Below are 15,162 nucleotides of genomic sequence, written 5' to 3' on the forward strand. Positions count from 1 at the left end.
ACAATTGACTCGCCGTGCGGTAGTCACGCGGGGGGTGTGACTACCGCACGGCGATCGACAACCCGCTACACTCCGCGTGATGAGGTCGACGCGTCCGACGACAGCGCCCCGATCCCGCAGCGGCTCGATCTGCGCGCCGTGACCACGACGACGCCGTGGCTCTTGACACCCTGACCCCCGCCCGGGCACGCCTGGGCGGCCGCCGCCGCGCCGACGCCCTGGCCGCCGCGAGCTACCTGCTCGCGGCGGTCGTGCTGTGCGGGCGGCTGCTCGCCCACCCCGGGCAGCGACTGCCGTACACGCCCGGCGACCGCATCCTGGCGGAGTACTACCTCGCCTACGCCGCCCGCATCCTGCACCACCTCGGCAACCCGCTGCTCATCGATCGGATGAACGCGCCCGCCGGGGTCAACGCGATGGCGAACACCACCCAGTTCGGCCTCGGGATCCCGATGGCGCCGGTGACCTGGCTGCTCGGCCCCGGCATCGCGTTCGATGTGCTGATCGTGGCGGCCCTGGCCGGTACCGCCGCGGCCTGGTATTGGCTCCTGTCGAGACACGTCGTGGACTCCCGGCCGGCGGCCTGGGTCGGCGGGCTGGTCGGCGGCTTCGCTCCCAGCGTCGTCAGCCACGCCACGTTCCACCCCAACCTCGCCGCGCAGTTCCTCGTGCCGGTCATCGTGTGGCGGGTGGTGCGGCTGTTCGACTCGCGCCGGTTCGTCCGCGACGGCCTCATCCTCGCCGCGCTCATCGTGTGGCAGGTCTTCGTCAACGAGGAGACGCTGTTCATCGCCGCGCTCGCGATCGGGGTGTTCCTGCTGCTGTGGCGCGGCCCGCGGTGGGGCCCGATCCTGCCCGGCCTCGCCGTCGCCGCGGGCGCGTCGCTGGTCGTCCTCGCGTACCCGCTGTGGTGGCAGTTCTTCGGCACCGGCGCCTACCGCGGCGGCGAGCAGCATATGACGGAGTTCCACACCGACCTGCTCGGCGTCACCTCGTTTTCCCGCAACTCGGTCGCGGTCCGGCTCAGCGAGTTTCCGCCGGCGCCGGGCTTCTCCGCCGAGCAGCACGCGCACCTCGGCTGGCCGCTGGTGCTCGCCGCGGCCGCGTTCGTCGCCTGGCGATGGCGCGACCGGCTGGTCCGCTCGCTCGCGCTGACCGGGGCGCTGTTCCTGGCGCTGTCGCTGGGCAACGAGCTCACCGTCCGCGGCCGCGCCACCGGCGTCCCCGGCCCCTACGCGCCGCTGGCCCACCTGCCGCTGTTCGACACGCTGCTGCCGACCCGGCTCGGCGAGGTCGCCACGTGGGCCCTCGCGCCGATCGCCGCGCTGGCCGTCGCCGCGGCCCGGTTCCCCTCGCGGGTGCTGACCGCCGGCCTGGTCGCCGCCGTCCTGCTGCCGGCCGCGCCGACGCCGACGCTGGTGTTCGACCGCCCGGCGGTGCCGGCCTTCATCACCACCGGCGCGTGGCGGCCCTATGTGGCGGCGGACGATTCGGTACTCGTGGTGCCGCTCGCCGACTTCGATCACTGGACGGCGCTGGACTGGTCGACCGCCACCGGCCTTGACCTGCGCCTCTCGCACGGCTACTTCCTGGGTCCCGAGGGCGGCGTCACCGGCCACCACGCGGTCGTCGGGCCGCCGCCGCGCTTCCTCGACGGGCTGCTGCGCACGCCGCCGGCGGCCGTCACCGCCGCCGACCGGGACCGGGCGGCGGCCGATCTCGGCCACTGGCACACCGCCCTGATCCTCGTCCCACCGGACGCGGCCCTCGCCCCGCAGTGCGCCCTGCTCGACGCGCTGTTCGGCCCCGGCCGGCTCACCGGCGGCGTCTGGGTCTGGGACGTGCGCGGCGTCCGCCGGTAGTGCGAACCGGCCGCGAGACGTCGCACCGGGGCGCCCGGGGACCCGGGTGGAGGTCAGCCGCTCCCGGCGAGCCGCAGGTCGGCCTCGACGCCGTAGTGGTCGGACAGGTACACGCTCCGGCCGCCGTCCAGCGTGACCGTGTCGTCCCGCAGCACCAGCCGGCACTCGGCGCTCAGCCCGCCGCCGGCACCGGGCCGCACGAGCACGTGGTCGAACGCGGGCGGCGCCGGCCAGCTCGGCGTGGGCCGGTACGTCGGGCGCGTGTCGCCGGCCATCGCGTCGCGCAGCCCGGCCGCCGCACAGAACCGCGCCAGCGCCGGCGACTCGCGCGGGAGGTTGAGGTCCCCGGTCACCACCAGCGGCAGCACCGGGTCGAGCCCCGCGAGCTCGGCGCCGAGCCGGCCCAGCTCGGCGCGCGCGACGCCGGAGTACCGGTTGCCGTCCGACCAGTCGTCGTCGCGGTTGGCCGACAGGTGGGTGTTGACCACCGCGAGCCGGCCGGCGGGCGTGTCCAGCAGCGCCACCTGCGCGCCCTTGCGCATCAGGAACTCGGGCCGGACCGGGCGGGTGAACGGATACCGTACGAACCGTTGCCGCACGACCGGCCACCGCGACAGCAGGACCAGGCCGCCCTTGAGCAGCACCGCGCCGCTGTGCAGCCGGTGCGGGTACGCCGCCGCGAGCCGCCCCAGCAGCCGCGCGTGACCGCGCGCCATCACCTCCTGCAGGCACACGACGTCGTACGCGCAGCGCTCCAGCATCTCGCCGATGGCCCGCAGCCGGGGCCGGACGTCGCCCTTGAACAGCGCGTTGAGGGTCAGCAGCCGCAGCACACCGTCATCCGTCACCGGAACATTGTGCGCGGCGCTTGACGCAACCTAGTGGTTGCAATAGGTTGGATAGCAACCGAATGGTTGCTATTTTATGGAGGCTGTCATGGCATTTCCCGATCGCATCGAGCGCACCGTCGACCTCGCGCACCCGCCCGCCAAGGTGTGGGCGGCGCTCACCACGGCGGAGGGGCTCGGCACCTGGTTCGGCAACGGCGCGACCGTCGACCTGCGCGAGGGTGGGTCGGCCCAGCTGACCTGGGACAGCGGCGACAAGGCCAACCTGCGCATCGAGCGGGTCGAGGAGCCGTCCGTGTTCGGCTTCACCTGGGGCATCTACGGCATGGCGGAGGGCGACCCGCGCCGCACCTACGTCGAGTTCACGCTCGAGCCGGCGGGCGCCGGCACCCGGCTCACCATGATCGAGACCGGCTTCGCCCAGCTGCCCGACGACCAGTACCGTAAGGCGTTCCAGAGCAACACCGACGGTTGGGCACACGAGCTGGGTGAGTTGGTCGAATACCTCAATGCCGCCTGACATCGAGGCGATCGCCGAGCAGGTCTTCGCCGCACTGGCCGACCCCACCCGCCGCGGCATCCTCGCCGCGCTGGCGCAGGGCGGCCCGGCCACGGCCACGGACCTGGCCGACCGCCTGCCGATCACCCGGCAGGCGATCGCCAAGCACCTGGCCCTGCTGACCGAGGCCGGCCTGGTGACGGCCGAGCCGGGGGAGCGCCGCCGGGTGCGATACCGGCTGTGCTCGGCCCCGATGCAGGTGGCACGGCAGTTCCTGGCCGCACTGGCGCGCGACTGGGATGGGCACCTGGACGCCCTGAAGGACCATCTCGACCGACGGTGACACCCGAGGTGGCATGAATCGGGGATTCCGCGGCCGGGAACGAGGGTCACGCTGTCGGGTATGGCGTACGCATACCAGCCGCAGCAGGCGTGGCACTCACACCCGGTCCGCACCACCGCCCCGATCTCCCTGCACGTCGTGGCGATCTTCCAGTACCTGGGCGGCCTCCTCCTGCTGGGCGCGGCCGTCCTGATGGCCCTGGCCGTGGCGAGCATCGCCCCGGAGTGGAACATCGACGCCGGCAACGACGTCTTCACCACCCGCCCGCAGGCCGTCACCACCGCGACGTACATCGTCAGCGGCCTGTTCGCCGCGGCCGGCCTGATCGCCATCGTGCTGGGCCGCAAGGTTCAGCGCGGCCGCAACTGGGCGCGGATCGTGCTCACCCTGCTCAACATCCTGAGCATCGCCGGCGGCCTTTGGCAGGGCTACACGACCAGCGCCTCGTACGCGGCGATCCTGCTGTCGATCGCGTTCCCGCTGCTGTTCGTGATCCTGCTCAACACCCGCGCCGCCCGCGGCTGGTGCCGCTACCGCACGTACTGATACCGCATACGACCGTGGGCGGTATCAGTACGTGCGGCGATGCGGGATGATGTCGTTCATGAGCATCGAACCGGCAGAGCTCGCGGCGGATCCCTGGCTGCGTCCCGAGTGGGGCCGGGCGGCGCTGCTCACCATCGACACCCAGCTCGACTTCGTCGAGGGCGGGGCGAGCCCGATCCCCGGCACCGCCGCGGTACTGCCGGCCGTCGCGGGCCTCGCGGGGGCCTTCCGGGCCGCCGGGCGCCCGGTCGTGCACGTGGTCCGGCTGTACGACGGGCCGGACGTCGACCTGGCCCGGCGCACCCTGCTCGACGGCGGCGCGCCGATCGTGCGGCCCGGCAGCCCGGGCTCCCAGCCGGCGCCGGAGATCCTGCCGCCGGGCGCCCCGCCGCTGGACCCGGCCGGCCTGCTCGCCGGCGAGTTCCAGGCGATGGGGCCGGGGGAGTGGGCGATGTGGAAGCCGCGCTGGGGCGCGTTCCACCGCACCGGCCTCGAGGCGTTCCTGCGCGGGCTGGACGTGTCGACCGTCGTCGTGGCCGGCTGCAACTTCCCCAACTGCCCGCGCGCCGCGATCCTGCAGGCCACCGAGCGCGACTTCCGGGTCGTCGCCGCCGCCGACGCCATCTCCGGCGCCGACGGGCGGCACCTGGCCGAGGCGGCCCGGATCGGTGCCCTGCACGCGCCCGCGTCCGCCATCGCCGCCGCGGTCACCGCCGGGGCCGGCGTCATCGAATGCCGTTGAGCTGCCCGGCGGGCAACACGTGCCCGGGTCAGCCGCCGTCGGGGTCGAGCCGGTAGCCGGCGCCGCGCACGGTGCGGATCGCGGTGCGGCCGTACGGGTGGTCGATCTTCTTGCGCAGGTATCCGACGTACACCTCGACGATGTTCGGATCGCCGTCGAAGTGGGCGTCCCACACGTTCTCGATGATCGCCGTGCGGCTCAGCACGTCGCCGGGGTGGCGCAGCATGAACTCGAGCAGCGCGAACTCCCGCGCCGTCACCGATATCTCGTCGCTGTCGCGGGTGACCCGCCGTTGCACCGGGTCGAGCCGCAGGTCGCCGGCGCTGAGCACGACGGGCCGCTGCGGCGCGCCCCGCCGGATGAGCGCCCGCAGCCGCGCCACCAGCACCACGAACGAGAACGGCTTGGTCAGGTAGTCGTCGGCGCCGAGGTCGAACGCGTCGGCCTGGTCGTACTCGCCGTCCTTCGCGGTGAGCATGAGCACCGGCGTCCACACCTCGCGCTCGCGCAACTGCCGGCACACCTCGTAGCCGGACAGCCCGGGCAGCATGATGTCGAGCACGACCGCGTCGTAGGCGCCGTACGGCGTCTCGGTCGCCGCCCACAGGCCGTCCACGCCGGTGTGCATCAGGTCGACGGTGAACCCCTCGGCCGCGAGCCCGTCGCGGATCGTCTCGGCGAGGTCCACCTCGTCCTCGACCACCAGCACGCGCACAGCGCCCCACCCCCCAAATCAGCGTGACGTCACTAGTTCACACTGCGATCCTGAACCAATCCTGAGGATGTCGTGGGTCTTCAGCCCGCTTTCAGGTGTGCCGGGTCACCATGGTGTGTGCCACCGCCCGATCGTCCACAGCGCACCGTCGTCCTCGTCGCCGGACTCGCGGCGCTCGCGCTCGCCGCGCTGAGCGCCCTGGTCGCCGCCCGGGCGTCCGCGCTGCTGAGCGCCGACGCGACGGTGAGCGCGGCCGCTCGCCGGTTCACCGCCGGCCACGGGTGGTGGCATTCGGCGATGATGGCGGTCACGCACAGTGCCGATCCCATCGCAATGTACTGCATGCTCGTCGCCGTCCTCGCCGCGAGCCTGCTGGCCCGCCGGTGGTGGCCGGCGCTGTTCGTGGCCGCCGTCGCCGCGCTCGGCACGGGCGCGCGGCTGGCGCTGTTGCACCTCATCGCCCGGCACCGCCCCGAGCACCGGCTCACCGACGCGTACGGCTTCTCGTTCCCGTCCGGGCACACCACATCGTCCGCGCTCGCCGCCGGCGTCGTGATCGTGCTCGGCCTGGCCGCGCTGCGGCCCCGGTGGGCGCGGCGGGCCCTCGTCGCCGTCGCCCTGGCCTGGGCGGTGCTGGTCGGGGTGAGCCGGGTCGCGCTGGTGGCGCACTGGCCCACCGACGTGCTCGGCGGCTGGCTGCTGGCCACGACCGTGATCACGGCCCTCGCACTCGCACTCCACAGGAAGGTCGACCCTCATGCATCGGCGGACTCTGCTCATCGCGGCGGGAGCCGCGGCGCTCGGCGGCTGTGACGCCCCGGCGCCGTCCCCGGGCGCCTCCACCCCGCGGCCCGCGGGGACCGGGTCGCAGCCCGGATCCCGGCCCGGATCCCCGTCCGCGACCCCGGCGAGCACCGTGCCGAGGGCGCTGCCGGCGGAGGTGGACAGCGGACCGCGGGACGTGCCCGCCGTCGCCCTCACGTTCCACGGGCAGGGCGAGCCGGGCGTGGTCGGCGGCCTGCTCGACGCCCTCGCCGCCGAGCGCGTCCACGTCACCGTGCTGGCCGTCGGCGTGTGGCTGCGCCAGCAGCCCGCGCTCGCCCGGCGCGTGCTGGACGACGGCCACGAACTGGGCAACCATACCCTCAACCACGCCGACATCGCGGGCATGTCCGAGGCGGAGGCCTACGCCGAGATCGACGGCTGCGCCACGGCGTTGCGCGACGTGAGCGGCTCGATCGGGCGCTGGTTCCGCCCGTCGCAGACCCAGCACAGCACCGCGCGGATCCGGGCGCAGGCGGCCCGGGCCGGCTACCCCACCTGTCTGTCATACGACACCGACTCGCTCGACTTCACGGACCCCGGTGCCGACGCCGTGGTTCGCAATACGCTGCGGGGCGTGCGAAACGGCTCGATCGTCAGCCTCCACTTCGGCCACGCGAGCACCGTCGCCGCGATGCCGAAGCTCCTCGCCGGTCTGCGCGAGCGCGGCCTGCGCCCGGTGACCGCCTCGGAGCTGTTCGCGTGACCGCCCGGATCCGGGCGCTGACCGCGCTCGCCGGCGTTGTCGTGCTCCTCGCCGCCGGCTGCTCCGCCTCGCCCGACCGGAGCGCCCACTCCGGGCAGCACCCGGCCGGCCCCGGCGACGACAACGCGCCGGCCAGCATGTCCGACATGCCGGGCATGGGCGGCAGCGGGGGTCCGGCCGGACCGTCGGGCAGTGCCGGCACGAGCCCCGGCCCCGGGCTGCCGGGCATGCCGCCGCCGCTCGACCCGCACGACGTCTACGCCGCGGACCGGCCGGACGCCTTCTCCCCGGTCGTGAAGGGCGACCCGGTCCGGGTGTACGTGCCGAACCTCGGCAGCGACAGCGTGTCGGTCATCGACCCGGCCACATTCAAGGTCATCCAGACCGTGCGCGTCGGCGGCGGCCCGCAGCACGTGGTGCCGTCGTGGGATCTGCGCACCCTGTGGGTGAACGACAACACCGGCAACGCGCTCGTCCCGATCGACCCGGCGACGGGCACGTTCGGCAAGCCGATCGCGGTCGACGACCCGTACAACCTCTACTTCACGCCCGACGGCCGGTATGCGATGGTGATGTCCGAGGCGCGGCGCAAGATCGTCTTCCGGGACCCGCACACGATGGCGATCGTGCGCGAGCTCACCGTCAACTGCTCCGGGGTCAACCACGCCGACTTCTCGCCCGACGGCCGATACTTCATCGCCACCTGCGAGTTCTCCGGCGACCTGATCAAGGTCGACGTGCAGCGGCAGGAGGTCATCGGCCAGCTGCACCTCAGCGGCCAGCAGTCGATGCCGCAGGACATCAAGATCTCGCCGGACGGCGCCACGTGGTACGTCGCCGATATGCACACCTCCGGGGTGTGGGAGCTCGACGGCGACCAGTTCAAGGTGCGCACGTTCCTGCCCACCGGCGCCGGCGCGCACGGGCTCTACGTCAGCCGCGACTCGCGGTACCTCTACATCGCCAACCGCGGCGAGGGCTCGGTGTCGCTGCTGGAGTTCGCCACCGGCAAGCTCGTGGCCAAGTGGCGCATCCCCGGCGGCGGCAGTCCCGACATGGGCGGCGTGTCGGCCGACGGCGCGGTGCTGTGGCTGTCCGGCCGCTACAACGGCGAGGTATACGCGCTGTCGACCGCCGATGGCCACCTGCTGGCCCGGATCAAGGTCGGCACCCAGCCGCACGGCCTGTGCTTCTGGCCCCAGCCGGGCCGCTACTCACTCGGCCACACCGGCATCCTGCGCTGACGCACACGGTCGAAGACGTCTCCGGACGCCCGGTCTCCGGCCGGGCGTCCCGCCTCGACGAACCACTCGCGCCCGGCCACGACCCGGAACAGCGGCCCCGGCAGCCGCGACAGCAGCGCCAGGGTGCGCACACCCCCGCCCCCCTCGCCCTGGCTGGCGTGGGCGCGCATCGCGGCGCGTTTCTGGCGGTGGTACCCCCTGACGTCCACCACGTGCGTGATCTCCCGCCGCTCGCTGAACGCCGTCGCGGCACCGCCGAGCGGGAGCGACGGCAGCAGCCGCCCGGCCAGGCGCAGCACCGCCAGCACCGGCCGCAGCGCGGAGCGGTCGATGGTGGCCTGCAGCAGCACCGGCGTCCCGGCGAGGCGCGCGGCGGCCGCGGCGACGCGGTGCACCTGCACGTGGTCGGGGTGACCGTACCCGCCGCGCGGGTCGTACCCGGTCACGACGTCGGCGCGCTCCTCGCGCAGGATCGCGGCCAGCCTCCCGGCGGCCTCCTCGACGGGCACGTCGGCGAAGCGCCGCGCATCCGTTGCCGAACGGGCGTCGAGACCGGAGTCGGCGTAGCCGAGCGTCTCCACGCGGGCGCACCCGAGCGCGGCCGCGGCCGCGAGCAGCTCCCGGCGCCGCCGCTCGGCGAGCGTCGCGCCGGTGTGCCCGGCGGAGAGCCCGGCCTCCCCGAGCGTGGCGGTGACCAGCACGACCCGGTGACCCTCCGCGGCCGCCCGGGCGAGGGTCCCGCCGGTCAGCAGCGTCTCGTCGTCGGGATGCGCGTGGAAGGCGACAATCGTGAACGTCATGCGCCCTCCTCGCTTCGCTCGTCGGTCGCATGGAGGCTGAGCTTGCTGATGACCGGCCCCTCCACTCCGCTCCGGACCGGTCATGCGCCCTCCTCGCTTCGCTCGTCGGTCACTTGAAGGCTGAGCTTGCTGATGACCGGCCCCTCCGCCCAGTCTGGCTCGATGAGGCTTCGCGTGGATCGACCCAGACCGGGCGCCGCTCCGCTCCGGACCGGTCATGCGCCCTCCTCGCTTCGCTCGTCGGTCACATGGAGGCTGAGCTTGCTGATGACCGGCCCCTCCGCTCCGCTCCGGACCGGTCATGCGGCCTCGCCGAGTGGAGCGCGGCGGCCCAGGAAGGCGGCGGCCCGGGCGTAGAGCGCGTCGGCGGCATCGAGCACGGTGTCCCAGCGTACGACCGGGGCCACCGCCCGGTTGTGCCAAGCCACCGCCGCCGCCCGTCCCGGCTCGTCCAGCAGCCCCCCGAGCGTCGCGCGCAGCTCATCGTCGGACTGGACCAGCCACCCCTCGACGCCGTGGCGGATGAAGTCCGCGACCCCGCTGCCGGCCCGCGCCACCACCGGGAGGCCGGCGCTGCGCGCCTCCAGCGCCGCGATGCCGAACGACTCCCGCGGCGCCGGCGCGACGTACACGTCGGCGGAGGCCAGCAGCGCCCGGATCGCGGTGCGGTCCAGCGCCCCGGTGAGGTGGATGTCCGCCCCGGCGCCCGCGGCGGCGATCTCGCGGCGCAGGCCGGGCAGCAGCGGGCCGTCGCCGACGAGCACCGCCCGGAACCGGCCCGGGTGCGACTCGCGCAGCGCGAACAGGGTGCGCAGCAGCGCCTTGGGCCGCTTGCGCCGCACCATGCGCATCACGCTGATCAGCGTCGGCACGCCGGCCCTGGCAGCCGGCCCTGCGGCCGGTCCGCGCGCGGGCAGCAGCCAAGCGGCCGGGTCGATGCCGTTGGGCAGCACCGCGACCGGCGTGCCATCGAGGGCCTCGCGGACCGCGGACGCGGCGGCGCTGCTGACCGCGGCCCACTGCACCGGCCAGGCGGCCGCGTTCTGCCAGCGGGCGAAGCGGTGTACCAGCGGCGCGATGTCGTGCCACATCGAGTGCACCGAGACGACCGTGGGCGGGCCGCCGGCCGCCGCGAGCCGGGCCGCCGTCCACGCCAGCGGCGAGAACGCGGACACGTGGGCGTGCACGGCCTCGACGCCGTGCGCCCGCAGCACCTCGCCGAGTGCGCGGACGCCGAACGTCCGGTACGGGCCGGCGCCGAGGCCGGCGGCGTCCCGCCCGACCCGCAGCACCGGCACGTCGCCCAGGGCGGCGGGCCGGCTCGAGGCGGTCGGCGCGGTGGTGGTGAGCACGAAAGTCTCGTGGCCGATGGTGTACTGCCGGGAGGCCAGATCGTGGACCTGCAGCTCGACGCCGCCGAGCCGGGGCAGGTACACGTCGGTGACATGGGCGATACGCATGGACGGTGCTCTCCAGAGGTGGACGGGCTCACGTGGCGAAGCGCCGGCCGAGCAGCCACAACGCCGTGGCCAGGCCGCCGATGGGGATCTCGGCGACGAAGACGAACGCGCGGTACAGCAGGACGCCGGCCATCGCCTCGGTGGGGTCCGCGCCGAGGGCGATGAGGATCGCGATCGTGCCCGCCTCGACCACACCGGCGCCGCCCGGCGTGATCGCCGCGAGGGTCAGCACGCGCTCGGCGACGAGGCCGGCGAGCACCACCGGCACCGGCAGGTGTACGCCGATCGCGACCAGGCAGAGCCAGAGCAGGGCACCCTGCAGCAGCCAGTACCCGGCCATGCCCCAGCCGAGCTCCGCCCACCGCCGCCGCACGAGCCGGTCGGTGCCGTCCAGCAGCGCGGCCGTCGCCGCCGTCCAGCCCGGCTCCGCCGCCGTGGCGCGCCGGCGCGGCCGCCGGGCCCACACCCGCTCGGCCAGCGCGACCAGGCGCAGCAGCGGGGCGGCCCGGCCCAGGAGGGCGGCGACGACGAGCATCCCGGCGGCGGCGCCGGCGGCCGAGCACACGAGCCACAGAACCTCGTGCCCGACCGGGCCCGCGTCGGCGAGCAGCAGCACGGCGACCGCGACCAGCGGCATGATGAGCTTCGCGACGAGGTCCGAGGCCTTCGAGACCACCACGAACCGGGCGAACTCCAGGCCGGTGTGCCCCCAGCCGCGGACCATGCCGAGGTTGAGCGCGGTGCCGGCCACGCCGCCGAGCGGCAGCACGTTGGCCACGGCGCTGCCGGACAGGTTCAGCGTCAGCGCCCGGCGGTGGCTGAGCCCGGGCAGCGAGGCGGTGAGCACGCTCGTGTGCACCCACAGCCCGAGCAGCCACACCACGCCCAGCCCCAGCGGCCAGCGCCAGCCGAGGTTTGTGATCAGGCGCCATGCCTGCGACCACGAGGCGCCGACGGCCGACAGGTGCACCGCCGACCACACCACGATCGCGATGCCCACCAGGAGCAGTGCCGCCCGCCGCCCGCGGCCCGACGCGGCCTCGCGCGGCGCGGCGTCCAAGCTCCCCGTCCGGCCCATGCGGTCCTCCCCGTTCGCCACCCGTTGTCGAGTCGCTCAAGGTCGCAGACGGCTGCTGAAAGAACGCTGAATGACGCCCGTGATCGATTGTGACACCCGTCATGGCATACACACCGGAAAATCCGGACCTGCGGTGGCCGTTTCTGATCAGCCGCAGGGGGCGACGCTCGTCATTTGACAAGTATTGACAGATCTCGTGATTCGCGAGAATCTTCACGAGCGTCGATTTCGGCGGTCGGCGGCCCACTCACCGGTTGACCGATCGGAGCGACGTGAGAAGGCTGCTGTGCAACGCCCTGGCCGCCGCGGTTGCGGCCGCCGTGACCGTCCTCGCCGCCGGGGCGCCCGCCCGGGCCGCGGTGCCCACCGACCTGACGACCCTCGTCAACCCGATGATCGGGACGCAGAAGGAGGGCAACACCTTCCCCGGCGCGGCCCTGCCGTTCGGGATGGTGCAGGTCAGCCCCGACACCGGCTGGGGCACCGGCTACAACTACGACCAGACGAAGATCTGGGGCTTCTCGCAGACGCATCTGTCCGGCGTCGGCTGCCCGGTCGCCGGCGAGGTGCCGCTCATGCCGACGGTCGGCGCGGTCGCCTCCAACGACCCCAACGCCTACGGGCAGGCGCTCAACCACGCCCAGGAGCAGGCCGCCCCGGGCTACTACCGCGTCGGGCTCCCCAACGGCGTCACCACCGAGCTCACCGCGACGCTGCGCACCGGCTGGCAGCGGTACACCTTCCCGGCCGGCACCCAGTCCAACGTGCTGTTCAACACCGCGCAGGCGCGCGGCCAGGCGACCGGCGCGAGCAGCTCCTCGCTGTCGATCGTGGGCAGCGACACGGTGGAGGGGTCGGTGACCACGACCGGCTTCTGCGCCCCGTCGCCGGCGCACACGGTGTACTTCACCGCGCAGTTCAGCCGCCCGTTCGCCGCGTTCGGCACGTGGTCCGGCTCGACGTTCAGCGCCGGGTCGCGCTCCGCGAGCGGCAGCGGCGCCAGGGGCGGCTGGGTGCGCTTCGACACGAGCGCCGACCGGGCGGTGACGGTGAAGGTCGGGCTGTCCTACACCGGCCCGGCGGGGGCGCGGGCCAACCTGGCCGCGGAGACGTCGTCCGCGGGGTTCGCCTTCGACACGGTACGGCAGGCCGCCCGCGACACCTGGAACGCCAAGCTGCACAAGATCGAGGTGGACGGCGGCGCCACGGACCGGCAGGTCGCCTTCTACACGTCGCTCTACCACGCGCTGCTGCACCCCAACCTCGCCGGCGACGTTGACGGCACCTACCGCGGCTTCGACAACGCCATCCATACCGCCGCTGGCTACACGCCGTACCAGACGTTCTCGCTGTGGGACACCTACCGCGCGCAGAACCAGCTCGTCGCGCTGCTGGAGCCACAGGTGGCCCGGGACTCCGCGCTGTCGCTGCTGTCCGTCGACCGGGAACTGGGCTGGCTGCCCCGCTGGGCGCTGGCCAACACCGAGACCAACACGATGACCGGCGACCCGGTCACGCCCTTCCTGGTCGACCTCTGGGCCCGCGGCCTGCTCTCCGGCTACGAGGAGCAGTTCTACGCCGCACTGCGCAAGAACGCGCTGGGCACCCCGCCCGCCTCGACCGGGCTCAACGGCCGCAACGGCAACCCGTACTACGCCGCGCTCGGGTACGTCCCGACCGGCGTGACGTGCAACCCGACCGCGTTGTTCGACCACGACTGCCAGTACCCGAGCTCGGCGACCCTGGAGTACGCGGCCGCCGACTCCGCCCTCGCCATCATGGCCCGGTCGCTCGGGCACACCGCCGACGCCGACCTGCTCGCCGCGCGCGGGCAGAACTACCGCAACCTGTTCGACCCGTCGATCGGGTTCTTCCGGCCGCGCAACGCGGGCGGGGTCTTCGCCACGCCGTACTCGCCCACCGACGGCGCGCACACGTTCCACGAGGCCGGGGCGTACCAGTACCAGTGGCTCGTGCCGCAGGACCCCGAGGGCCTCGTGGCGCTGCTCGGCGGCAGGGCGGCCGCGAACACCCGCCTCGACCAGTTCTTCGCCTACGGCGACCTGCTCAACGACCCGTCGGGCACGGCGCGCAACAAGTGGGTCAACGGCGCCTACGACTACTACAGCTTCACCACGTACAACCCGAACAACGAGCCGGACCTGCTAGCGCCGTACACCTACCTGTGGACCGGCCAGCCCTACAAGACCTCGACGGTACTGCGCGCCGCGTTCACGCTCTTCGCCAACGGCCCCAACGGCGTCACCGGCAACGACGACCTCGGCACCATGTCGGCCTGGTACGTGTTCGCGTCGCTGGGCCTGTATCCGCTCATGAACGGCGCGAACTTCTACGGCGTGAGCACGCCCCAGTTCCCATCGGCGCGGCTCACCGTCGGCTCGTTCGGGTCCCAGCAGGGCGGTACCGTCACCATCTCCGCCCCCGGCGTCACCGACGCGAACCGCTACATCGCCACCGCGGCCCTCGGCGGCACCGCCTTCACCCGCACCTGGCTGTCGCAGGCCGACCTCGCCCATGGCGCCGCGCTCGCCTACACCGTGGCCGGCGCCCCCGGCACCTGGGGCACCGGCGCCGCCGACGCCCCGCCGTCGTCGAACCACACGACACCGCAGGCCCCGCAGCCGAACCTGGCCCAGGGCCGCGCCGCGACCGGATCGGCCGCCTGCGCCGCCACGGAGGGGCCGGACAAGGCCGTCAACGGCAGCGTCACCGGCGGGAACACCGACAAGTTCTGCTCCCTGGCCGGCCCGGCCTGGCTGCAGGTCGACCTCGGCTCACCGCAGTCGCTGGCCCGGCTGGTCGTCAAGCACGCCGGCGCCGGCGGCGAGCAGGCGGTGTTCAACACCAAAGCGTTCACCGTCCAGCTATCCACCGACGGCAGCACCTGGCAGACCGCGGCCACGGTCACGAACAACGCCGACCCGGTGACCACGCACGAGATGCCGGCCACGACCGCGCGGTACGTCCGGCTCAACGTCACCACGCCGACCCAGAACGCCGACACCGCCACCCGGATCTACGAGCTGGAGGCGTACGGCGGCAGCACCGCACCGGCCAACCTGGCGCTGAACCGGCCCGCCACCGGCACCACCGCGTGCGCGGCCACCGAGGGCCCGGAGAAGGCGGTCAACGGCAGCGTCACCGGCGGGAACAGCGACAAGTTCTGCTCCGCGGTCGCCGGCGCCTGGCTGCGGGTGGACCTCGGCGTGACCCGCACGATCGGCCGCTTCGAGGTCGCGCACGCCCAGGCCGGCGGCGAGCCGGCCACGTACAACACGAAGGCGTTCACGATCGAGGTCTCCAGCGACGGCAACACCTGGACGAAGGCCGTCGACGTCGCCGGCAACACGGCGGCGAACACCACGCACCCGGTCAGCGGCGTCTCCGGCCGGTACGTCAGACTCAACATCGTCACGCCGACGCAGACCACCGACCAGGCGACCCGCATCTACGAGCTGCGCGTGTTCGGGTGAGGC

Annotated in this window: 14 protein-coding genes; 9 read left to right on the plus strand and 5 right to left on the minus strand. The window is 73.6% G+C overall.

The genetic code is table 11. From position 1 onward, the window contains the following. Positions 1-155 precede the first annotated feature (155 nt). Positions 156-1,862: a hypothetical protein gene (locus tag ABT297_RS14285; protein ID WP_350548777.1), complete on the plus strand. Its 1,707-nt coding sequence runs from the start codon at positions 156-158 to the stop codon at positions 1,860-1,862. A 53-nt stretch (positions 1,863-1,915) separates the two neighbouring features. On the opposite strand, the gene ABT297_RS14290 is transcribed toward ABT297_RS14285, so the two are convergent. After that, the gene (locus ABT297_RS14290) at positions 1,916-2,710 is read right to left on the minus strand and encodes an endonuclease/exonuclease/phosphatase family protein (protein ID WP_350548779.1); all 795 of its coding nucleotides are present in this window, start codon (positions 2,708-2,710) and stop codon (positions 1,916-1,918) included. 88 nt (positions 2,711-2,798) lie between these two features. Between ABT297_RS14290 and ABT297_RS14295 the strand changes: the two genes are divergently transcribed. Genes ABT297_RS14295 through ABT297_RS14310 form a run of 4 tightly spaced genes read left to right on the plus strand, consistent with a single transcriptional unit; the run spans position 2,799 to position 4,840 of the window. Next, on the plus strand, positions 2,799-3,230 hold the full coding sequence (locus ABT297_RS14295) for an SRPBCC domain-containing protein (RefSeq protein ID WP_350548781.1): 432 nt from the start codon (positions 2,799-2,801) through the stop codon (positions 3,228-3,230). After that, on the plus strand, positions 3,220-3,552 hold the full coding sequence (locus tag ABT297_RS14300) for an ArsR/SmtB family transcription factor (RefSeq protein ID WP_350548782.1): 333 nt from the start codon (positions 3,220-3,222) through the stop codon (positions 3,550-3,552). The genes ABT297_RS14295 and ABT297_RS14300 overlap by 11 nt, the downstream gene beginning before the upstream one ends. A 60-nt stretch (positions 3,553-3,612) precedes the next feature. Beyond that, a complete protein-coding gene (locus tag ABT297_RS14305; RefSeq protein ID WP_350548783.1) occupies positions 3,613-4,098 on the plus strand; it encodes a hypothetical protein in 486 nt (161 codons plus the stop codon). Positions 4,099-4,156: 58 nt separating this feature from the next. Beyond that, the gene (locus ABT297_RS14310; protein ID WP_350548785.1) at positions 4,157-4,840 is read left to right on the plus strand and encodes a cysteine hydrolase family protein; all 684 of its coding nucleotides are present in this window, start codon (positions 4,157-4,159) and stop codon (positions 4,838-4,840) included. Between the two features lie 28 nt (positions 4,841-4,868). Here the strand turns inward: ABT297_RS14310 and ABT297_RS14315 are convergent, their stop codons facing one another. Next, positions 4,869-5,555: a response regulator transcription factor gene (locus ABT297_RS14315; RefSeq protein ID WP_350548787.1), complete on the minus strand. Its 687-nt coding sequence runs from the start codon at positions 5,553-5,555 to the stop codon at positions 4,869-4,871. A gap of 117 nt (positions 5,556-5,672) precedes the next feature. Here ABT297_RS14315 and ABT297_RS14320 point away from each other — a divergent pair, with 117 nt between their 5' ends. Genes ABT297_RS14320 through ABT297_RS14330 form a run of 3 tightly spaced genes read left to right on the plus strand, consistent with a single transcriptional unit; the run spans position 5,673 to position 8,327 of the window. After that, complete coding sequence (locus tag ABT297_RS14320) at positions 5,673-6,368, plus strand: phosphatase PAP2 family protein (RefSeq protein ID WP_350548789.1); 696 nt, start codon at positions 5,673-5,675, stop codon at positions 6,366-6,368. Further along, a complete protein-coding gene (locus ABT297_RS14325; protein WP_350548791.1) occupies positions 6,313-7,083 on the plus strand; it encodes a polysaccharide deacetylase family protein in 771 nt (256 codons plus the stop codon). Before ABT297_RS14320 ends, ABT297_RS14325 begins: the two co-directional genes overlap by 56 nt. Next, on the plus strand, positions 7,080-8,327 hold the full coding sequence (locus ABT297_RS14330) for a YncE family protein (protein WP_350548793.1): 1,248 nt from the start codon (positions 7,080-7,082) through the stop codon (positions 8,325-8,327). The genes ABT297_RS14325 and ABT297_RS14330 overlap by 4 nt, the downstream gene beginning before the upstream one ends. On the opposite strand, the gene ABT297_RS14335 is transcribed toward ABT297_RS14330, so the two are convergent. From ABT297_RS14335 to ABT297_RS14345, 3 genes are all read right to left on the minus strand, one after another. Beyond that, the gene (locus ABT297_RS14335) at positions 8,294-9,127 is read right to left on the minus strand and encodes a PIG-L family deacetylase (RefSeq protein ID WP_350548795.1); all 834 of its coding nucleotides are present in this window, start codon (positions 9,125-9,127) and stop codon (positions 8,294-8,296) included. The two genes, ABT297_RS14330 and ABT297_RS14335, sit on opposite strands and share 34 nt — an antisense overlap. A gap of 299 nt (positions 9,128-9,426) precedes the next feature. Continuing rightward, positions 9,427-10,587: a glycosyltransferase family 4 protein gene (locus ABT297_RS14340; RefSeq protein ID WP_350548797.1), complete on the minus strand. Its 1,161-nt coding sequence runs from the start codon at positions 10,585-10,587 to the stop codon at positions 9,427-9,429. A 28-nt stretch (positions 10,588-10,615) separates the two neighbouring features. Continuing rightward, entirely contained in the window at positions 10,616-11,665 is a 1,050-nt protein-coding gene (locus ABT297_RS14345; RefSeq protein ID WP_350548799.1) for a lysylphosphatidylglycerol synthase transmembrane domain-containing protein, read from the minus strand. 272 nt (positions 11,666-11,937) lie between these two features. Between ABT297_RS14345 and ABT297_RS14350 the strand changes: the two genes are divergently transcribed. Beyond that, positions 11,938-15,159, plus strand: coding sequence for a GH92 family glycosyl hydrolase (locus tag ABT297_RS14350; RefSeq protein WP_350548801.1), 3,222 nt, complete (start codon positions 11,938-11,940; stop codon positions 15,157-15,159). Positions 15,160-15,162: the final 3 nt, after the last annotated feature.

Origin of the sequence: Dactylosporangium sp. NPDC000555, assembly GCF_040300025.1 — a bacterium.
Taxonomy (GTDB): Bacteria; Actinomycetota; Actinomycetes; order Mycobacteriales; family Micromonosporaceae; genus Dactylosporangium.

What these genes read in the sequence shown, in the direction of transcription:
- ABT297_RS14295 (WP_350548781.1), top strand. Translation starts at nt 2,799, where the DNA reads ATGGCATTTCCCGATCGCATCGAGCGCACCGTCGACCTCGCGCACCCG.
- ABT297_RS14300 (WP_350548782.1), top strand. Translation starts at nt 3,220, where the DNA reads ATGCCGCCTGACATCGAGGCGATCGCCGAGCAGGTCTTCGCCGCACTG.
- ABT297_RS14305 (WP_350548783.1), top strand. Translation starts at nt 3,613, where the DNA reads ATGGCGTACGCATACCAGCCGCAGCAGGCGTGGCACTCACACCCGGTC.
- ABT297_RS14310 (WP_350548785.1), top strand. Translation starts at nt 4,157, where the DNA reads ATGAGCATCGAACCGGCAGAGCTCGCGGCGGATCCCTGGCTGCGTCCC.
- ABT297_RS14325 (WP_350548791.1), top strand. Translation starts at nt 6,313, where the DNA reads ATGCATCGGCGGACTCTGCTCATCGCGGCGGGAGCCGCGGCGCTCGGC.
- ABT297_RS14335 (WP_350548795.1), bottom strand. Translation starts at nt 9,127, where the DNA reads ATGACGTTCACGATTGTCGCCTTCCACGCGCATCCCGACGACGAGACG.
- ABT297_RS14340 (WP_350548797.1), bottom strand. Translation starts at nt 10,587, where the DNA reads ATGCGTATCGCCCATGTCACCGACGTGTACCTGCCCCGGCTCGGCGGC.
- ABT297_RS14345 (WP_350548799.1), bottom strand. Translation starts at nt 11,665, where the DNA reads ATGGGCCGGACGGGGAGCTTGGACGCCGCGCCGCGCGAGGCCGCGTCG.